General features: G+C 71.4%; 17 protein-coding genes. 8 read left to right on the plus strand and 9 right to left on the minus strand.

The genetic code is table 11. From position 1 onward, the window contains the following. Window positions 1-117: 117 nt before the first annotated feature. A complete protein-coding gene (locus ACFWYW_RS51295) occupies window positions 118-1,524 on the plus strand; it encodes an MFS transporter (protein WP_379622889.1) in 1,407 nt (468 codons plus the stop codon). Here ACFWYW_RS51295 and ACFWYW_RS51300 read toward each other — a convergent pair. The 4 genes from ACFWYW_RS51300 to ACFWYW_RS51315 are packed head-to-tail and all read right to left on the minus strand — an operon-like array spanning window position 1,521 to window position 5,372. Continuing rightward, a complete protein-coding gene (locus tag ACFWYW_RS51300; protein ID WP_379622887.1) occupies window positions 1,521-2,843 on the minus strand; it encodes an LLM class flavin-dependent oxidoreductase in 1,323 nt (440 codons plus the stop codon). The two genes, ACFWYW_RS51295 and ACFWYW_RS51300, sit on opposite strands and share 4 nt — an antisense overlap. Beyond that, window positions 2,840-3,547 (minus strand): ABC transporter ATP-binding protein, encoded by a 708-nt coding sequence (locus ACFWYW_RS51305; RefSeq protein ID WP_379622885.1) that lies wholly within the window; start codon window positions 3,545-3,547, stop codon window positions 2,840-2,842. Before ACFWYW_RS51305 ends, ACFWYW_RS51300 begins: the two co-directional genes overlap by 4 nt. Continuing rightward, the gene (locus ACFWYW_RS51310; RefSeq protein ID WP_379622883.1) at window positions 3,523-4,344 is read right to left on the minus strand and encodes an ABC transporter permease; all 822 of its coding nucleotides are present in this window, start codon (window positions 4,342-4,344) and stop codon (window positions 3,523-3,525) included. Before ACFWYW_RS51310 ends, ACFWYW_RS51305 begins: the two co-directional genes overlap by 25 nt. Then, window positions 4,344-5,372: an ABC transporter substrate-binding protein gene (locus ACFWYW_RS51315; RefSeq protein ID WP_379622881.1), complete on the minus strand. Its 1,029-nt coding sequence runs from the start codon at window positions 5,370-5,372 to the stop codon at window positions 4,344-4,346. The genes ACFWYW_RS51310 and ACFWYW_RS51315 overlap by 1 nt, the downstream gene beginning before the upstream one ends. A 217-nt stretch (window positions 5,373-5,589) precedes the next feature. Here ACFWYW_RS51315 and ACFWYW_RS51320 point away from each other — a divergent pair, with 217 nt between their 5' ends. Further along, the gene (locus ACFWYW_RS51320) at window positions 5,590-6,090 is read left to right on the plus strand and encodes a GNAT family N-acetyltransferase (protein WP_379622879.1); all 501 of its coding nucleotides are present in this window, start codon (window positions 5,590-5,592) and stop codon (window positions 6,088-6,090) included. A gap of 3 nt (window positions 6,091-6,093) precedes the next feature. Here ACFWYW_RS51320 and ACFWYW_RS51325 read toward each other — a convergent pair whose 3' ends face one another. Together ACFWYW_RS51325 and ACFWYW_RS51330 are read right to left on the minus strand one after the other, a co-directional pair. Next, a complete protein-coding gene (locus ACFWYW_RS51325) occupies window positions 6,094-6,900 on the minus strand; it encodes a glutamate ABC transporter substrate-binding protein (protein WP_379622877.1) in 807 nt (268 codons plus the stop codon). Window positions 6,901-6,982: 82 nt separating this feature from the next. Then, window positions 6,983-8,137: an Ig-like domain-containing protein gene (locus tag ACFWYW_RS51330; protein WP_379622875.1), complete on the minus strand. Its 1,155-nt coding sequence runs from the start codon at window positions 8,135-8,137 to the stop codon at window positions 6,983-6,985. Window positions 8,138-8,342: 205 nt separating this feature from the next. Between ACFWYW_RS51330 and ACFWYW_RS51335 the strand changes: the two genes are divergently transcribed. Then, window positions 8,343-9,413, plus strand: coding sequence for an acyltransferase family protein (locus ACFWYW_RS51335; protein WP_379622873.1), 1,071 nt, complete (start codon window positions 8,343-8,345; stop codon window positions 9,411-9,413). Here the strand turns inward: ACFWYW_RS51335 and ACFWYW_RS51340 are convergent. Beyond that, a complete protein-coding gene (locus tag ACFWYW_RS51340; RefSeq protein ID WP_379622871.1) occupies window positions 9,346-11,595 on the minus strand; it encodes an ATP-dependent RecD-like DNA helicase in 2,250 nt (749 codons plus the stop codon). The two genes, ACFWYW_RS51335 and ACFWYW_RS51340, sit on opposite strands and share 68 nt — an antisense overlap. 174 nt (window positions 11,596-11,769) lie before the next feature. Between ACFWYW_RS51340 and ACFWYW_RS51345 the strand changes: the two genes are divergently transcribed. The 3 genes from ACFWYW_RS51345 (at window position 11,770) to bla (ending at window position 13,455) form a co-directional block, all read left to right on the plus strand. Further along, window positions 11,770-12,108, plus strand: a complete 339-nt coding sequence (locus ACFWYW_RS51345) for a hypothetical protein (RefSeq protein WP_379622869.1) — start codon at window positions 11,770-11,772, stop codon at window positions 12,106-12,108. A gap of 13 nt (window positions 12,109-12,121) precedes the next feature. Next, window positions 12,122-12,415 carry a hypothetical protein gene (locus ACFWYW_RS51350; protein WP_379622867.1) on the plus strand — a complete coding sequence of 98 codons (294 nt, stop codon included), beginning with the start codon at window positions 12,122-12,124 and terminating at the stop codon, window positions 12,413-12,415. A 140-nt stretch (window positions 12,416-12,555) separates the two neighbouring features. Beyond that, complete coding sequence (gene bla / locus ACFWYW_RS51355; RefSeq protein ID WP_379622865.1) at window positions 12,556-13,455, plus strand: class A beta-lactamase; 900 nt, start codon at window positions 12,556-12,558, stop codon at window positions 13,453-13,455. Window positions 13,456-13,459: 4 nt separating this feature from the next. On the opposite strand, the gene ACFWYW_RS51360 is transcribed toward bla, so the two are convergent. Then, the gene (locus ACFWYW_RS51360; protein ID WP_379622863.1) at window positions 13,460-14,617 is read right to left on the minus strand and encodes an MFS transporter; all 1,158 of its coding nucleotides are present in this window, start codon (window positions 14,615-14,617) and stop codon (window positions 13,460-13,462) included. A 20-nt stretch (window positions 14,618-14,637) separates the two neighbouring features. Here ACFWYW_RS51360 and ACFWYW_RS51365 point away from each other — a divergent pair, with 20 nt between their 5' ends. Together ACFWYW_RS51365 and ACFWYW_RS51370 are read left to right on the plus strand one after the other, a co-directional pair. Next, on the plus strand, window positions 14,638-15,213 hold the full coding sequence (locus ACFWYW_RS51365; protein ID WP_379622861.1) for a helix-turn-helix domain-containing protein: 576 nt from the start codon (window positions 14,638-14,640) through the stop codon (window positions 15,211-15,213). 10 nt (window positions 15,214-15,223) lie between these two features. After that, a complete protein-coding gene (locus ACFWYW_RS51370; RefSeq protein ID WP_379622859.1) occupies window positions 15,224-16,135 on the plus strand; it encodes an alpha/beta hydrolase family esterase in 912 nt (303 codons plus the stop codon). On the opposite strand, the gene ACFWYW_RS51375 is transcribed toward ACFWYW_RS51370, so the two are convergent. Next, window positions 16,113-16,421: an ArsR/SmtB family transcription factor gene (locus tag ACFWYW_RS51375; RefSeq protein ID WP_379622857.1), complete on the minus strand. Its 309-nt coding sequence runs from the start codon at window positions 16,419-16,421 to the stop codon at window positions 16,113-16,115. The two genes, ACFWYW_RS51370 and ACFWYW_RS51375, sit on opposite strands and share 23 nt — an antisense overlap. Between the last annotated feature and the right edge of the window lie 14 nt (window positions 16,422-16,435).

Below are 16,435 nucleotides of genomic sequence, written 5' to 3' on the forward strand. Positions count from 1 at the left end.
CCGATTCCTGCGCGATCACGACGGCGGTCTCCCCCGCGGGTTGAGGGTTGGCCGCCTGTCGGCCCTGCTGGAGGCGGGCCAGGGTTCCGGGAGGCGTTCAACGTAACGCTGGAAGACATGGATCTCGCACATCGGCGGACACTGGCGGCCGTCAGCGCCGCCCAGCTCCTCGTCGTCCTGGACGGCACCATCGTCAACATCGCCCTGCCCACCGCCCAGCAGGCGCTCGGCCTGACCGACGCCAACCGGCAATGGGCGATCACCGCCTACGCGCTGGCCTTCGGCGGGCTGCTGCTGATCGGCGGCCGGGTCAGCGGCGCGCTCGGGCACCGGCGCGCCTTCGTCATCGGCCTGGCCGGGTTCGCCGCCGCCTCGGCGCTGGGCGGGGCGGCCTCGGGCCCGGCCATGCTGTTCGCGGCGCGGGCGCTGCAAGGGGTCTTCGCCGCCCTGCTCGCACCCGCCGGGCTGTCGCTGCTGGCGACCACGTTCACCGACCCGCGCGAGCGGGGGCGGGCCTTCGGCGCCTTCGCCGCGGTCGGCGCCGCCGGGTCGGCGATCGGCCTGGTGGTCGGCGGGCTGCTGACGGAGTACACGAGCTGGCGCTGGTGCCTGTACATCAACGTGCCGATCGCGCTGCTGGCCGCGGCGGCCATGGCCGGGACCGGCCGCGAGCGGCGCCCCGCGGCGCGCGGGCGGATGGACGTGCCGGGCGGGCTGCTGAGCGTGGCGGGCTTCGCCGCCCTGGTCTACGCCTTCAACGAGGCCGAACCGCTCGGCTGGGGCGCGCCCAAGGTGCTCGGGCTGCTGGCGGGCGGGGTCGTGCTGCTGGCGGCGTTCGTCGTGGTGGAGACGCGGGCGCCCGAACCGCTGCTGCCGATGCGGGTGCTGCTGGACCGCGCGCGGGCCGGGGCGTTCGTGGCGATCACCCTGATGTTCGTGGCCATGTTCGGCTTCTACCTGTTCATGAGCTACTACACCCAGGCCACGCTCGGCTACACGCCCGTCCAGGCCGGGCTGGCGCTGATCGTCAACGCGGTCGCGGCCCTGGCCGGAGCCTCGCTCATCGCCGGGCGGCTGCACGGGCGGGTGCCGCCCGGGGTGCTGATCGTGGCGGGCCTGCTGGCGGCCGCCGCCGGGATGTTCGTGCTGACCCGGCTGGAGGCGGGCACCACGGGCGTGCTCGGCGGGTACCTGCTGCCGGCGCTCGTGCTCACCGGGCTCGGGCTCGGCTGCGTGCTGCCCCCGACCGCGGCGCTGGCCACGGCGGGGCTGCGCGGGCACGACGTCGGCGCCGCCTCGGCCGCCTACAACGCCGCCCAGCAGGTGGGCGCGGCGCTCGGGGTCGCGCTGCTCAACACCGTGGCCGCCGCGCACACCGCCGCGGTGCCCGGGTACGTCGCCGCGCTGGGGCTGGCGATGGCGATCTTGCTGGCCGCCGCCCTGCTCACGGCGCTGCTGCTGCGCCCGCGCCGGGCGCCGAGCCGTCCGGCCCCTGACCCGGACGGCTCGGCTCTGCGGCGCTAGGGCGCGGGCGCGTACCGGCCGGCCGGGCGGGGCAGGCCGTAGTGCTCGCGCAGCGTGGCGCCGCCGTACTCGCTCCTGAACAGCCCGCGCGAGCGCAGCAGGGGCAGGACGTGGTCGGCGAAGACCTCGAAACCGCCGTTGAGGTAGGGCGGCATGACGTTGAAGCCGTCGGCCGCCCCGCCGGTGAACCACTGCTCGATGCGGTCGGCGATCTGTTCCGGCGTGCCCGCGGTCACCCAGTGGCCGCGGGCGCCGGCCAGGCGGTGCAGGAGCTCGCGGATGGTGGGGTTCTCGCGCTCGATGATGTCGAGCACGACGCCGAAGCGGCTGCCGTAGCCGCGTTGCTCGTGGGTGGGCAGCCTCTCGCGCGGCACCGGCCCGTCCAGGTCGTGGCCCGCGAGGTCGATGCCGAGGAACTGGCGCAGCTGCCGCAGGGAGTACTCGGGCTGGGTGAGCTCGTTGAACTCCCGCTCCAGCGCTTGGGCCTCGGCCTCGGTGGAGCCGATGAACGGGCTGATGCCGGGCAGCACCTTGACCAGGTCGGGGTCGCGGCCGGCGGCCTTGACCCGGGACTTGACGTCGGCGTAGAAGTCGCGGGCGTTGTCCAGCGTCTGGTGGGCGGTGAAGATCGCCTCGGCGTGGTGGGCGGCGAAGGCCTTGCCGTCCTCGCTGGAGCCGGCCTGGACGTAGACGGGGCGGCCCTGCGGGGTGCGCGGGGTGTTCAGCGGGCCGCGTACGCGCAGCCGTTCCCCCGCGTGCTCGATCGCGTGGATCTTGGCGGTGTCGGCGAAGACGCCGGAGGCCGGGTCGATGACCAGCGCGTCGTCCTCCCAGCTGTCCCACAGCGCGCTGACCACCTCCAGGAACTCGTGCGCCCGCGCGTAGCGCTCGGCGTGCACCGGATGCTCGTCCAGGCCGAAGTTCTGGGCGGCCTGCGGGGCGCCGGTGGTGACGATGTTCCAGCCGGCCCGCCCGCCCGACAGGTGGTCCAGCGAGGCGAACAGCCGGGCCAGGTTGTAGGGCTCCAGGTAGGTCGTGGAGGCGGTGGCGATGAGGCCGATGCGCTCGGTCACCGCCGCGATGGCCGACAGCCACGTGAACGGCTCCAGCCGGAAGCGGCTGGCGTAGCGCACGTTGTCGGGCAGCGAGGGCCCGTCGGCGAAGAAGACGGCGTCCATCTTGGCCTGCTCGGCGAGCTGGGCCAGCTCCTGGTAGTAGGTGATGTCCAGGACCCGCTCCGGCCTGGCCTCGCGGTGGCGCCAGGCGGCCTCGTGGTGGCCGCCCGGGTAGACGAACAGGTTCAGGTTGAGCTGTCTCATCGGGCCTGTCCCCTCACGCCGAGCGCGCGCAGCAGCTCGGACCTGATCTCGCTGTGGCTCCTGGAGCCGTCCAGGCGCTGCTCGGCGGCGATCCGGCCGCGGGTGAGCACCAGGATCCGGTCGGCCAGGGCGATGGCCTCGTCCACGTCGTGGGTCACCAGCAGGACGGCCGGGCGGTGCTGCTCGTACAGGCGGCGCAGCAGCGCGTGCATCTTCAGCCGGGTCAGCGCGTCCAGCGCGCCGAACGGCTCGTCGGCCAGCAGCAGGCGCGGCTCGCGCACCAGCGAGCGGGCCAGCGCGACCCGCTGCTGCTCGCCGCCGGACAGCTCGTTGGGCCAGGCGCGCTCGCGCCCGCCGAGCCCGACCTCCGCAAGGCCGGCGCGGCCCTTGGCCTCGGCCCCGTCCAGGCCCAGGATCACGTTGTCCAGCACCCGCTGCCAGGGCAGCAGGCGGGCGTCCTGGAAGACGACCGAGACCTGCTCGGGCACCTGCACGCGGCCGGTGCCTGCCACGTCGTAGTCGAGCCCGGCCAGGGCGCGCAGCAGCGTGCTCTTGCCCGAGCCGCTCTGGCCGAGCAGCGCGACGAACTGCCCTGCGGGGATCTCCAGGTCGAGGGCGTCCAGGATGACGCGCTCGCCGTAGGAGCGGGTCAGCCCCTCGATGCGTACGGCTGCCGCCGTCAGCCGGCCAGTGTCCGTCGCCATGACAGCGCCCTCCTTTCCACCAGGCGCACGGCGGCGTCGGAGAACAGGCCGAGCAGCCCGTACAGGACGATGCCGACGAGGATCACGTCGGTCTGGCCGTAGGTGCGGGCCAGGTCCATCATGTAGCCGATGCCGCCGGTGGAGTTGATCAGCTCGGCGACCACGAGGAACAGCCAGGCGGTGGTGACCGCGAAGCGCATGCCGAGCAGGAAGCCGGGCAGCGCGCCGGGCAGCACGACTTTGCGGATGAACGCGGTCCGGCCGAGCTCCACGGTCTCGGCCAGCTCGACGTAGCGGGCGTCGATGCCGCGCAGCCCGTTGTGGGTGTGGATGTAGATGGGGACGACGACGCCGAGCGCGATGACGGTGATCTTCATGCCTTCGCCGATGCCGAGCCACAGGATGAGCAGCGGCATCAGGGCCAGCGCGGGTACGGCGCGTTTGATCTGGACGGGCCCGTCGATGAGGGCCTCGCCCCAGCGGCTCAGGCCGGAGGCGAGGGCGAGCAGGGTGCCGGCGGGGATGCCGAAGGCCAGGCCGAGCCCGACCCGCTGGACGGAGGACAGGAGGTTGTCCTGCAGCCGGCCGCTGGCGATGAGCTCGCCGGTGGTGGTCACGACGGTCCAGGGGGCCGACAGGAAGCGGGGGTCGAGCAGGCCGGTGGCCGAGCCGGCCGCCCAGGCGGCCACCAGCAGGAGCGGGCCGTACAGGAAGCCGAGGCGCAGGGGGCGGCCGGGGCGCAGGCTGCGGCGGGCGCGGGCCTGGACGAGGGTGTCGGGCGGGGTGGCGAGGAGCATCAGGCACCGTCCCTGACGGTCTGGAAGCGCAGGTCGTAGAGGTCGGCGGCCTTCAGCGGCCGGTTGCCGGTCTCGGCGGCCAGGATGTCGATGGTCTCCTGGTGGCGGGCGACGGCCTGGCTCCAGTCGGTGGGCAGGTCGGGTTCGCCGGCCAGGTCGACCAGGTACCGGCCGTCTTCCGGGGTGAGTCCCTGGTCCTTGACGTAGTAGCCGGCGATCCACTCCTCGGGGTGCTCGTAGACCCAGCGGGAGGCGCGGATCCAGGCCGCGACGTACTCGCGCAGCGCCGCCGCCTTGGCCGGGTCTTTCAGGGTTTCGGTGCGCACGTACAGGTGGCTGGGGTCGTCGCGCAGCTCGTGGCGGAGGGTGGTGGCGCCGTCCTTGCCGAACTTGGCCGTGTAGCGCTTGATGTTGACGCCGCCGATGGGCGCGACGTCGACCTGCTTGCCGGCCAGGGCGTTGGGGTAGACGTCGCCGGTGCTGGGCAACTCGACGAGGGTGACGTCCTTTTTGGTGAGGCCGGCCTTCTTCAGCACCTTGAGCACCAGCGCGCCCTGGGCCTGGCCGGGGCTGTAGGCGATCTTCTTGCCGCGCAGGTCCGCCAGGGTCTTGACGGGTACGCCGGGGGCGATGCCGAGCTCGTAGGTGGGGTGGGCGAGCGGGTCCTTCCTGAACCGCGAGGCGATGATCTTCACGGGGAGCCCGGTCCAGGTGGCGTGGATGGCCGGGATCTCGGCGACCGCGCCCACGTCGAGGGCGTCGGCGCGGAAGGCCTCGGAGGTCTGCGGGCCGCCGCTGAGGTTGGCCCATTCGATCGGGAAGGAGAACGTGCCGATCTCGCCGGACAACTCCAGCGCGATCTTGGTCGACGGGTCGCCGATGATCAGCTTGGTTCCCTGGGGCACGGTGGTGGGCAGCGGCGCGTCGGGGGCGAGGGCCTGCTGGGTGCTGCCGTCCGCCTGGCCGCAGGCGGCCAGTAGCACGGAGACGAGGAGTACGGCCAGCAGAGGGCGGGGATGTGCGGGCATGCGGAAGCGTCCTTCGACGGAAGAGCAGACAGACGGGTTACGGCATGCGGCGGATCGGGTCCGGCGCTAGGACCGGCGACACTGTGCGCTGGCGACGCGGCAGTAGTCGATGTGCGCGCGACGGGTCAGGCCTGGACTCACGATCTTCACGATAGGCGGGCCCGCCCGTAATGGCAATATTTCCTACCTGATTTCTAGGAAATATACGCTGACGTCCATGAAGATCAGGACAGGCGGGCCACGGGACGTGGCGGCGGTACTCGGGATGTTCGACAGCGCGGTGGCCTGGCTGGTGGCCCAGGGGCGTGCCGGCCAATGGGGCAGCGAGCCGTTCAGCGCCAACCCCCTGCGCCACGAGCAGGTGCGCGGGTGGGCCGAGGGCGAGGGGATGCGGATCGCGGAGGTGGAGGGCGAGCCGGCCGGGTGCGTGGTGGTCGGCGCGGCCAACCCGTACGTGGACGCGGCTCCCGAACCGGAGCTGTACGTGCAGGCCTTGGTGATCGACCGGCGCTTCTCCGGTCACGGGGTGGGCCGGGCGCTGCTGGACCGGTCGCTGCGTGAGGCCCGCGAGCGGCAGGTGAAACTGCTGCGCGTGGACTGCTACGCCGGTGACGACGGCCGGTTGATCGCCTACTACGAGCGCTGGGGCTTCACCCGGGAGAAGCCGATCAGCGTGGGCGCCTGGCCGGGCATGGTCCTGCGCCGCGAGGTCGCCTGAGACTCACTCGCACCCTTCGAACTGCGGCACCGAGGTGGTCAGCCGCAGGCCCGTCGAACCGAAGCGCGCCCGCAGGAGCGTGGCCGCCGCGCCGCTCTGGTACATGGCGGTCAGGGCCCGGTTGACCTCCTCGCACCCGGCCACGTCGCCGCGCGGCAGCGCGATGCCGTAGCGCTCCTCGGTGAAGGGCGCGTTCACGATGGCGAACGCGCCCTTGTCGGCGGCGGCGAAGCCCGCGAGGATCAGGTCCCCGGTGGAGACGGCGTCCACCCGGCCCGCGCGCAGCATCTCCACGCACGCGCTGTAGGTGGCGGCCGGGACGAGGTCGGCCGTCACCCGGCGCCCCTCGACGATGCGCGAGGCCGAGATCGACCCCTTGGCCTGGCACAGCCTGCGCCCGCGCAGGTCACGCACCCCGCGGATGTCCGTGGTCCGCGCGCGCACGAGGATGTCCTGGTGGGAGACGTAGTACGGCCCGGCGAAGGTCACCTCGGCCTTGCGCTGCGGGCTGATGGAGAAGGTGGCGATCACCATGTCCACCTCGCCGGAGTTCAGCTTGTCCTCGCGCCCCTCGGAGGTGGTCGGGACGAAGGTGACCTTCTTCCCCAGATGGGCCGCCACGTAGGAGGCCACATCCACGTCGAACCCCTCGAACCTGCCGCCCGCCGTCTTGAACCCGAGGCCGGGCTGGTCCGGTTTCACCGCGACGACCAGCTCGTCCTTGTCCAGGATCGACGCCGGGCCGCCCGTCTGCGTCCCGCATCCGGCCATCGTCAGCGCCGCGGCGAGCAGGACGATCTTGCCTCTCATCTCACCGGAGCGTAGGCATCGGCCGTGAACGCCGCGTGAACGCCCGGTGGCGCCTACGGCACCGCTGCGGGTATGGCGGCGATCACGCCTTGCCGTGCAGGGCGCTGCCCTTCTTCCACTGCTTGAACGACATCTGCCAGTAGCCCCAGCCGTTGTTCCACTCCAGCTGGCGGTTGGTGCCGACGATGTCGACGACGTCACCGCGCTGCATCTTGTCGTGGAACCACCTGGCCTGGTCGGGCCGGGAGTTGATGCAGCCGTGGCTGACGTTGCGCACGCCCTGCGCCCAGACGTTGTTCTTGGCGTGGACGTACTCGCCGGAGTTGGAGATGCGCACCGCGTGGTTGATCATCACGTCGTAGTAGCCCGGGTCGCCCTTCTTGCGGCCGGGGGAGATCATGCGCACCGGATTGCCACGCTCCATCGTCAGATGGATGCCCGAGGTGGTCGTGTACTCGCGGGTGGTGGCCATGCCGGCGCTGATGCGCATGGTCTGCTTGCGCTTGCCGTCGACGTAGACGTACATCATCTTCTTGCGGGTGTCGATCTTGCTGATCTGCTTGGCGCCGATCCGCAGCGTGGTCTCGTGGTCCTTGCCGCCGTACAGGCCCTTGCCGCCCTTGATGCCCTCGATGTCGGCGTGGAACGTGATCTTCTGGTGCGCCGGCCAGTACTTGGCGGTGCGGTAGATCACGTAGGTGTCGTCGATCCAGCGCCAGGCGCCCTCGACGGGCTTTTCCGCCTCGACCTTCAGCGCGGCCTCGACGCTCGCCTTGTCCTTGATCGGCTGGTCGAAGCGGACCATGATCGGCGCCCCCACGCCGATCTTCTCGCCCTTGGCGTTGGGCGTGACGTCCACGACCTTGAACACCCGCTCCGGCTTCAGCGTCTTGAACGCGCTGGCGGCCTGCGTGACCCCCGACTTGGCGGTGACGTTGTAGTCGGTGGACGGCTTGAGCGGGCTCTTGGACACCCAGCGCGTCTTGTCGGCGCTGAACTTGCCCTCGACCTGCTCGGTCCCGGCCTGCACCACGACCTCGTCCAGCACGCCGCCGGCCGCTTCGACGACGACCTTCTTGTCCGGGCTCACCTTGGCGCTGCCCTGCTCGGGCGTGATCTTGATGACCGGCGCCTGCGGCGTCGTCGCCGCCTGACCGGGCTTGCCCTCCTGTCCCGGGCCGGCCGGAGCGCCCCCCGAACACGACACCGTCAACGCGGCGGCTGCCAGCAGCGCCACGCCCGCCGCGGGTCTCCTCCAACCGGGCACAGTACTCACAACGGACCTCTCCCCCATTTACCTAAAACAACTCTCAAAACCTTAATGCTCCTGCATGTATGACGCAGATTCATTCGGGAGAGTTCGGTCACATTTCGATCACTCAGTGACGTCAAGCGCAGGTCAAGAACAGGTCAAGCCCGCTGGTACGACGTACCCTGGCCGGATGCTCTCCCCCGGACCGCAAAGGATTGGCAAACGGCTCGCCTGGCTCGACGCGCTGCGCGGGCTGGCCGCCGTCCTGGTGGTCTACGAACACGCCGTCGCCGGCCTGTCGCCCTCCGTGCACGCCGTCAGCGGCGCCTGGTTCGCCGCCGGCTGGTGCGGCGTCATGGTGTTCTTCCTGGCCAGCGGCTACATCGTGCCCGCCTCGCTGGAACGCCGCGGTGAGGTGCGCGCGTTCTGGATCGGCCGTGCCTTCCGCCTCTACCCGCTGTGGGCGCTGTGCATGGCCGGCGCCCTGCTCCTTCTGCCCGTCACCGGCTCCCCGCTGGCCCACCTCAGCATGCTGCAGGACCTGCTCGGCACCCCGAGCGCGGTCAGCGTGCTCTGGACGCTCTCCTACGAGATGGCCTTCTACCTGCTGGTCACCGCCCTGTTCACGCTCGGCGCGCACCGCCGCAGCGCCGAGATCGCGCTGGGGCTGGCCGCCGTCGCGCTGGCCGGCGCCGCGCTGCTGCCCACCGGCGCCCTCACGGGCGCCTCCCTGCTCGCGCTGGCCGTCATCGCCGCGGGCCTGGCCGCCGTCCTGGGCGGCGATGGTCCGGTACGGCAGGCCGGCGCGGCCGTCCTCCTCGTCGCGGTCACCGCCCTGCTGGCCTTCAACGGCCGGTTGCCCGCCTGGCAGAGCCTCATCGTCGTGGCCACGATGTTCTCCGGAACCGCCCTGTACCGCGCCGAGCAGGGGCAGATCACCTGGGCTCGGGCGTGCATCGTGCTGGCCGTACCGGTCACAGGGGTGCTGTTGTCGCCGGGCACCAACCTCAAGACCGCCTTCGTGGCCGCCTGGGCGATCTTCCTGGCCGGGATGGCGCTGCGCGGGCGGGGCGTGCCGTACGTGCTGAGCTGGCTTGGACTGGTCAGCTACTCGGTCTACCTGCTGCACCCGCTGCTGCTGCGGGTGATGCCGGCGCTGTGGGCGGTGCCGGCCACGTTCGCGCTCAGCGCGCTCACCTGGCGCTGGGTGGAAGCGCCCGCCCAGCGTCTGGGCCGGCGGCTGGTGACAGCCGATGGGTGAGCCCGGTGTGGCGCCGGCCCGCCCCGCGGGTACGCACCGCCTGGGCCAGCGCCCGGCGTGAGCCCACGATGACCACGAGCTTCTTGGCCCGGGTGATGGCGGTGTAGAGCAGGTTGCGCTGCAACATCATCCACGCGCTGGTCGCCAGCGGCACCACCACGCACGGGTACTCGCTGCCCTGCGAGCGGTGGATGGAGACCGCGTAGGCGTGGGCGAGCTCGTCCAGCTCGTCGAAGGAGTAGTCGACGCTCTCGTCCTCGTCGGTGAGCACGCTCAGCTGATGCTCATCCGGCGAGATCGCCTCCACGATGCCGACCGTGCCGTTGAACACCCCCGCGGCGCCCTTGTCGTAGTTGTTGCGCAACTGGGTGACCTTGTCGCCGACGCGGAAGACCCGGCCGCCGTAACGGCGTTCGGGCAGGTCCTCGCGCGAGGGCGTCAGCGCCTCCTGCAGGGCGATGTTGAGCGCGCCCGCGCCGGCGGCGCCGCGGTGCATGGGCGCCAGGACCTGCACGTCGCGGCGCGGGTTGAGGCCGAACTTGCGCGGGATGCGCCGGGCCACCACGTCCACGGTGAGCTGGGCGATCTCCTCGGGCTCCTCGCAGGGGAACAGGAAGAAGTCCTTCATGCCCTCCAGGACCGGGTGCCGGCCGGAGTTGACCCGGTGGGCGTTGACGACCACGCCGGACTCGGCGGCCTGGCGGAAGATCTGCGTCAGCCGTACGCGCGGGATGTCCTCGGCGGCGAGCAGGTCCTTGAGCACCTCGCCCGCGCCGACCGAGGGCAACTGGTCCACGTCGCCGACGAACAGCAGGTGCGCGCCCGGCGCGATCGCCTTGACGAGCTTGTTGGCCAGCAGCAGGTCCAGCATCGAGGCCTCGTCGACCACCACCAGGTCCGCGTCGAGCGGGTTGTCGCGGTCATAGGTGGCCTCGCCGCCCGGACGCAGCTGCAGCAGCCGGTGGACGGTGGTGGCCTCGTGGCCGGTCAGTTCGGCCAGGCGCTTGGCGGCGCGGCCGGTCGGGGCGGCCAGGATGACGCGGGCGCGCTTGGCCCGAGCCAGCAGCACGATGGAGCGCACGGTGAAGCTCTTGCCGCAGCCGGGGCCGCCGGTCAGCACCGCGACCTTCTCCGTCAGCGCCAGCCGTACCGCCTGACGTTGCTCGGCGGCCAGCTCCGCGCCGGTCTGGCCGTGCAGCCACTGCTCGGCGCGTTCCCAATCGACGTCGGCGAAGGTCTTGAGCCGGTCGTGGCCGCCCCGCAGCAGCGAGGTCAGGCCGCCGGCCAGGGACAGCTCGGCGCGGTGGAAGGGCACCAGGTAGATCGCCGGGACGGTGTTGTCGCCGGCCGGGATCTCCTCGCGCACCACCTCCTCGGCGGCCACCGACTCCTCCAGGCAGGCGGCGACCAGCTCGGCGGGCACATCGAGGATCTTGACGGCGTCGCCGACGAGGTTGGGGGCGGGCAGGTAACAGTGCCCGTCGTCGGCGGCCTGGGACAGGGTGTAGCGCAGGCCCGCCTTGACGCGTTCCGGGCTGTCATGGGGGATGCCGACCGCCTGCGCGATGGTGTCGGCAGTCTTGAACCCAATGCCCCACACATCATCCGCCAACCGATACGGCTGACTCTTCACCACTTCCACCGATTTATCGCCATATTGCTTGAAGATGCGGACGGCGATCGAGGTGGAGACCCCGACTCCCTGCAGGAAGATCATCACTTCCTTGATGACCTTCTGCTCCTCCCAGGCGGCGCCGATCATCTTGGTCCGCTTGGGCCCGAGCCCCGGCACCTCGACCAGCCGCTCCGGCTCGTTCTCGATCACGTCCAGCGTGCCGGTGCCGAAGTGCCCGACGATCCGCTCGGCCATCTTGGGCCCGATCCCCTTGATCAGCCCGGACCCCAGATACCGCTGGATCCCCTGGATCGTGGCCGGCAGGACCGTACTGTAGGACCAGACCTCGAACTGCTTGCCGTAGCGCGGATGCGATGTCCACCGCCCGGTCAGGCGCAGCGACTCCCCGACCTGCGCCCCCAGCAGCGGCCCCACCACGGTCAGCAACTCACTGCCCGACCGCTCGGTCACCACCCGCGCGATGGTGTAGCCCGTTTCCTCATTCGCATATGTCACCCTTTCCAGCACGGCTTCAAGGACGCTGCCGGGCGGACGATCAGGTGCCATGCGGGTATTCTGCCGGAGCCCCACCCCTCCCCGCCGCGCACCCGCACCCGCCGGGCGCACACCTGAGCATCGCCCACTACATCGGGTCTCAGCGGATCCTCAACAGGTTCTCAACATCGGCCGCCCTACCTTCCCTTCATCAACGGAGAGGAAGGCGACATGAGAGTGGGCGACATGAGAGTGAAGGTGTTCGGGTCGCTCGCGGCCACCTCCATCGTCGTGGGACTGCTCGCCGGCGCGCCGGCGCACGCCGCGAGCGTCTCTGGCGCGGGATCCGCCGCGACGCAAGCCACCACGGCGGTGCTGGGTACGGCCCCGGCCTGCGTCGCGCGCTACGTCAGCCAGGCCCAGAAAGCGATCATCCTGCGCAACACGTGCAAGAAGAAGATGTGGGTCAAGGTGATCATCAAGCGCGGCCCCGACAGCCCCTGCTTCGGCATGGGCAAGGGCAGCATCAGGGCCTGGAAGTGGGGCACGCCGCTGTCCGGCTACGACAAGACCGTCACCTGCTGAAATGGGGGAAGTCATGAACAGAAGGTTCCGTATCGGCGCGGCCGCGTTCGTCGCCGTCGCCGCCCTCGGGCTCAGCGCGCCCGCGGCGGTCCAGGCCGCTCCGCAGCCGGCGGCCGCGGCCGCGGCCTCCGTCCAGAGGGCCCGCTGGGTCACCTACGGGCACTACCCGACGAAGTGGCAGTGCAAGGCCGCCGGGAAGTTCTACACGACCGGCAAGAAGCTCGCCAAGGAGTACCGGTGCGTGCGGAAGGTCAAGATCGGTCCCTTCAAGACCTACCGTCTTGATCTGCTGATCACCTGGCTCTGATCTTGCCGGCGCGCCCATGGACCTGTGGTGATATCTCACTGGATATGGGCGCGCCGACGATATCGCTATTGGACAGGGCGACGCCTTGCCTGTTTGGCTCCTGCCGTTCAGTCAAGCGATCAGCAAGGAAATCACGCCCTATGCGCATCACTCGTATCCCAGCCGGTCTCGCGTTGGCCGCCGCGCTCCTGGTCGGCGGTGTGACGACGGCGCCGGCCGTACAGGCGAAGCAGTCGCCGGAGGCCACCGCGCGCAAGGAACTGCGCGCGCTGGAGGTGGCCTTCGGCGGCCGCATCGGCGCCTATGCGATCGACACGGGCAGCGGCGAGACGTTCGGGTACCGGGCGGGTGAGAAGTTCCCGCTGCTGTCGACGTTCAAGGCGCCGTTGTGCGGGGCGGCGCTGCACCGGGCGCGTACGGTCGAACCCGGGCTGATGGAGAAGGTGGTGAAGTGGACGAAGGCGGATCTGAAGCCCAACTCCCCCACCACCGAGAAGCATGTCGAGGACGGGCTGACGGTCGCGCAGCTGTGCGAGGCGACCATCACGCTGAGCGACAACACCGCCGGCAACATGGTGCTCAAGCAGATCGGCGGCCCGTCCGGCATGACCCGGTACTTCCGCACGCTGAAGGACCCGATCTCCCGCCTGGACCGCTGGGAGACCGAGCTCAACGACTGGAACCCGAAGGAGCGGCGCGACACCACCACGCCCGCGGCCATCTCGCGCGACATGGTCAAGCTCACCGCGGGCAAGGCGCTGCACCCCAAGGACCGCGAGCGGCTGAACGGCTGGCTGATCGCGAGCAAGACGGGTGACGAGCGCATCCGCGCGGGCCTGCCGAAGACCTGGCTCGTCGGCGACAAGACCGGCACCAACACCGAGATCGGCGCCGGCAACGACATCGCGGTCGCCTGGCCGGGCAAGTCGGGCGCGCCGATCATCATCTCCGTCTACACCAACCGCGACCAGCCCTCGGTCGACAACACGGTGATCGCGAAGACCGCGACCATCCTGGCCCGCGCGCTGGGCAGGCTCTGACCGCTCACGTGCCGGGGTCGCCCGGCAGGAGTGTGGCCAGGGCGGCCGCGCAGAAGAGCGCGGCCAGGATCGCCCACGTCAGCCCGCCCAGGGCCTGCAGCAGGCCGGTGACCAGGAGCGGGCCGAGCACGTAGCGGCCGAAGGAGCGGCCCATGCCGAACGCGGCGAGGTACTCCGCGCGCCGTTCGCCGGGGGCCAGCGCGTACGACAGGGTCCAGGCCGCGGCCACCACCGCGATCTCGCCGAACGTCAGCACCACGATCGCCACCGGAAACCAGGACGCCCAGAACGCCAGGCAGGCGGCGGCCAGCGCGACGGCGCCCGCCACTTGGCAGCGCCTGGCCGCCTTGACCGAGGCGGTGAACCGGGCCGAAGGCACCATGAGCGCCACGCCCAGCACCGTGTTGATCGCGTACAGCGGCCCGATCCAGGCCCGCGGCACCTGCCCGTCGGCGATCAGCCACAGCGGGAATCCCAGGTTCAGCACCGGCAGCCACAGTTGCAGCAGCGTGTCGATGCCGGCGAAGGCCAGCAACCGGCGCTCGCGCAGAGCGCGCGAGCGCCGGACGGGCGAGGGGCCGGGCGCGGTCGCGGGGGCGCCGCGCCGGCCGATCGTGCGGACCAGCAGCCCGGTCAGCAGGTACGCCGCCGCGTTGACCAGCAAGATCACCTGAAAGGCCGAGCGCCCGGAGGCCCCGGTCAGCAACCCGCCGAGCGGCCCGCCGACGCTGATCCCGATGTTGGCGATCGTGCGGTAGGCGGCCATGACGCGCCCCCGCCGTTCCTCCCCGGCCAGCTCGGCCACGAACGCCTGGGTCAGTGCCGCGATCGCCTGGTCGGCCACGGTCACCGCGGTCACGGCGGCCAGGAATCCCCAGAACTCCCCTACGACCGCGTAGGCGGCGGTGCCGCCGGCCCGCACCAGGTGCAGCGCCACCAGCATGCGGCGTACCCCGACCCGGTCGGCCAGCCGTCCGAGCGGCGTCGCCCCGGCCATGGCCACGCATCCGGCCGCCCCCATACCGAGGCCGACCTGGGCGATGGTCAGGCCGACGAGCTGGGTGAAGTACACGGCGGAGAAGGCCAGGAACAACCCGGCGCCCAGGTAGTCGACCAGCCCCGACACAAGTAACCGGCGGATGGATGCACTATATTGCGCCATAGACGCAATATACTGTGTGCATGGATCCCGCAGAGCCGGTCGGCCGCGCGCTCGCCGCCAACCTCCGCGCCGCCCGGCAGGCCCGCGGCTGGCGCCTGGAGGACCTGGCCGCACGTTCGGGGGTCAGCCGCGGCATGCTCCAGCAGATCGAGACCGGCCGGACCAATCCGAGCATCGCCACCCTCGCCCGGATCTGTTCCACGCTGGGCGTCTCCATCGGCCGCCTCGTCGAGCCGCCGGAGGAACTGGGCCATGTGGTGCGCGCCGCCGAGGTGGCGATCCGCCCCGCCGGAGCGGGCGGGCAGGCGCGGCTGCTCATCAACGACGGGCGGGCCGAGCTGTGGGACTTCGTCATCGCGCCGGGCGAGGAGGTGCGCTCGCCCGGCCATCCCGAGGGCACCGGCGAGCTCCTGCACGTCAACACGGGTGAGCTGGCGGTGACGGTGGGCGGAGCGGCGTTCTCGCTCGGGCCCGGCGACGCGCTGCGGATGCGCGGGGACCGGCCGCACGCCTACGCCAACCCGGGCGCCGAACCGGTCCGCTTCACGATGACGGTCATCTACGGCGGCAGGCAGGACCCCCGATATGCCATGTGATGATCGGTGGATGGTGAGACGGGTCCTTCGCGCGCTGCCGGCCGTACTCCTGACGGCTGCCTGCACGAGCAGCCCCACCCCGCCCGCACGCACCGCCAAGGCCGAGTGCGCGCTGAAGCCGGGACGGCACAGCCTGCGATTCGCCGGCGAGGAACGCACCTACCTGCTGTCCCTGCCCGGGAAGGGCAAGGGTCCCTGGCCGATGGTGCTGAACCTGCACGGCCTCGGCTCCAACGCGGGCCGCCAGGCGGAGAAGAGCCGCCTGCCCGAGGTGGGCGCCGCGCGCGGGTACGCGGTCGTCACCCCGCAGGTGGCCCGCTACCGCATGGCCTGGACGCTGCCCGGCTACTACGGCCCCGACGACACCGGCTACCTGACCGCGCTGCTCGACAAGCTCGTCGCCGCCGGATGCGCGGACGAGGACCGGCAGTTCGCCGCCGGCATGAGCTACGGCGCCGGGATGACCATGGCGCTGGTCTGCGCGATGAAGGGCCGGCTGGCCGCCGTCGCGCCGGTGGGCGGGCTCAACATCGTGCCGCCGTGCGAGGAGGCGGCGCCCACCACGATCGTGGCCTTCCACGGCACCGGCGACGGCACCGTCCCCTACCGGGGCGGGCATCCGTTCTCGCGGGCGACCTCGCGCCTGCGGACGCTGGCCAAGCTGGTACGGCTGGCCTCGGTGGAAGGCACCGCCCGCAGGTGGGCCCGCATCATGGGCTGCGCCAAGCCGGCCACCTCCAAGGTCAGGACCGGCGTACGGCTGCGCACCTGGAAGAACTGCCGCCACCGGGCGAGCCTGCGGCTGTACACGATCGGCGGAACCGGCCACGTGTGGCCACGCCCGGACGGCGGCCGGCGCATCGACGCGGCCGGGCTGATCCTGGACGCCTTCGACGCCGTCAGCGTCCGGCGGGGCGGGTGATGAGGGCGTCGATCAGGCCGGGGAAGGCGTCGTCCAGGTCGGCCCTGCGCAGGGTGTTCATGCGCGAGGTGCCGACGTAGTACTGCCGGATCAGGCCGGCCTCGCGCAGCACGTTGAAGTGGTGGGTGGCGGTGGACTTGCTGACCGGGATGTCGAACGCGCCGCATTTGATGTCCTGGCCGGAGGCGTCGAGCTGGGTGACGATGCTGCGCCGTACCGGATCGACGAGGGCTTCGAGCACCTGCTGGAGGTCGAAGGTGTCGGGGTGGGGCGGGGTGCGGGCCATGGTCCCATAGTACG

Origin of the sequence: Nonomuraea sp. NPDC059023, assembly GCF_042740095.1 — a bacterium.
GTDB lineage: Bacteria > Actinomycetota > Actinomycetes > Streptosporangiales > Streptosporangiaceae > Nonomuraea.

What these genes read in the sequence shown, in the direction of transcription:
- ACFWYW_RS51295 (WP_379622889.1), top strand. Translation starts at nt 118, where the DNA reads ATGGATCTCGCACATCGGCGGACACTGGCGGCCGTCAGCGCCGCCCAG.
- ACFWYW_RS51300 (WP_379622887.1), bottom strand. Translation starts at nt 2,843, where the DNA reads ATGAGACAGCTCAACCTGAACCTGTTCGTCTACCCGGGCGGCCACCAC.
- ACFWYW_RS51305 (WP_379622885.1), bottom strand. Translation starts at nt 3,547, where the DNA reads ATGGCGACGGACACTGGCCGGCTGACGGCGGCAGCCGTACGCATCGAG.
- ACFWYW_RS51310 (WP_379622883.1), bottom strand. Translation starts at nt 4,344, where the DNA reads ATGCTCCTCGCCACCCCGCCCGACACCCTCGTCCAGGCCCGCGCCCGC.
- ACFWYW_RS51315 (WP_379622881.1), bottom strand. Translation starts at nt 5,372, where the DNA reads ATGCCCGCACATCCCCGCCCTCTGCTGGCCGTACTCCTCGTCTCCGTG.
- ACFWYW_RS51320 (WP_379622879.1), top strand. Translation starts at nt 5,590, where the DNA reads ATGAAGATCAGGACAGGCGGGCCACGGGACGTGGCGGCGGTACTCGGG.
- ACFWYW_RS51325 (WP_379622877.1), bottom strand. Translation starts at nt 6,900, where the DNA reads ATGAGAGGCAAGATCGTCCTGCTCGCCGCGGCGCTGACGATGGCCGGA.
- ACFWYW_RS51335 (WP_379622873.1), top strand. Translation starts at nt 8,343, where the DNA reads ATGCTCTCCCCCGGACCGCAAAGGATTGGCAAACGGCTCGCCTGGCTC.
- ACFWYW_RS51340 (WP_379622871.1), bottom strand. Translation starts at nt 11,595, where the DNA reads ATGGCACCTGATCGTCCGCCCGGCAGCGTCCTTGAAGCCGTGCTGGAA.
- ACFWYW_RS51345 (WP_379622869.1), top strand. Translation starts at nt 11,770, where the DNA reads ATGAGAGTGAAGGTGTTCGGGTCGCTCGCGGCCACCTCCATCGTCGTG.
- ACFWYW_RS51350 (WP_379622867.1), top strand. Translation starts at nt 12,122, where the DNA reads ATGAACAGAAGGTTCCGTATCGGCGCGGCCGCGTTCGTCGCCGTCGCC.
- bla (WP_379622865.1), top strand. Translation starts at nt 12,556, where the DNA reads ATGCGCATCACTCGTATCCCAGCCGGTCTCGCGTTGGCCGCCGCGCTC.
- ACFWYW_RS51360 (WP_379622863.1), bottom strand. Translation starts at nt 14,617, where the DNA reads ATGGCGCAATATAGTGCATCCATCCGCCGGTTACTTGTGTCGGGGCTG.
- ACFWYW_RS51365 (WP_379622861.1), top strand. Translation starts at nt 14,638, where the DNA reads ATGGATCCCGCAGAGCCGGTCGGCCGCGCGCTCGCCGCCAACCTCCGC.
- ACFWYW_RS51370 (WP_379622859.1), top strand. Translation starts at nt 15,224, where the DNA reads ATGGTGAGACGGGTCCTTCGCGCGCTGCCGGCCGTACTCCTGACGGCT.
- ACFWYW_RS51375 (WP_379622857.1), bottom strand. Translation starts at nt 16,421, where the DNA reads ATGGCCCGCACCCCGCCCCACCCCGACACCTTCGACCTCCAGCAGGTG.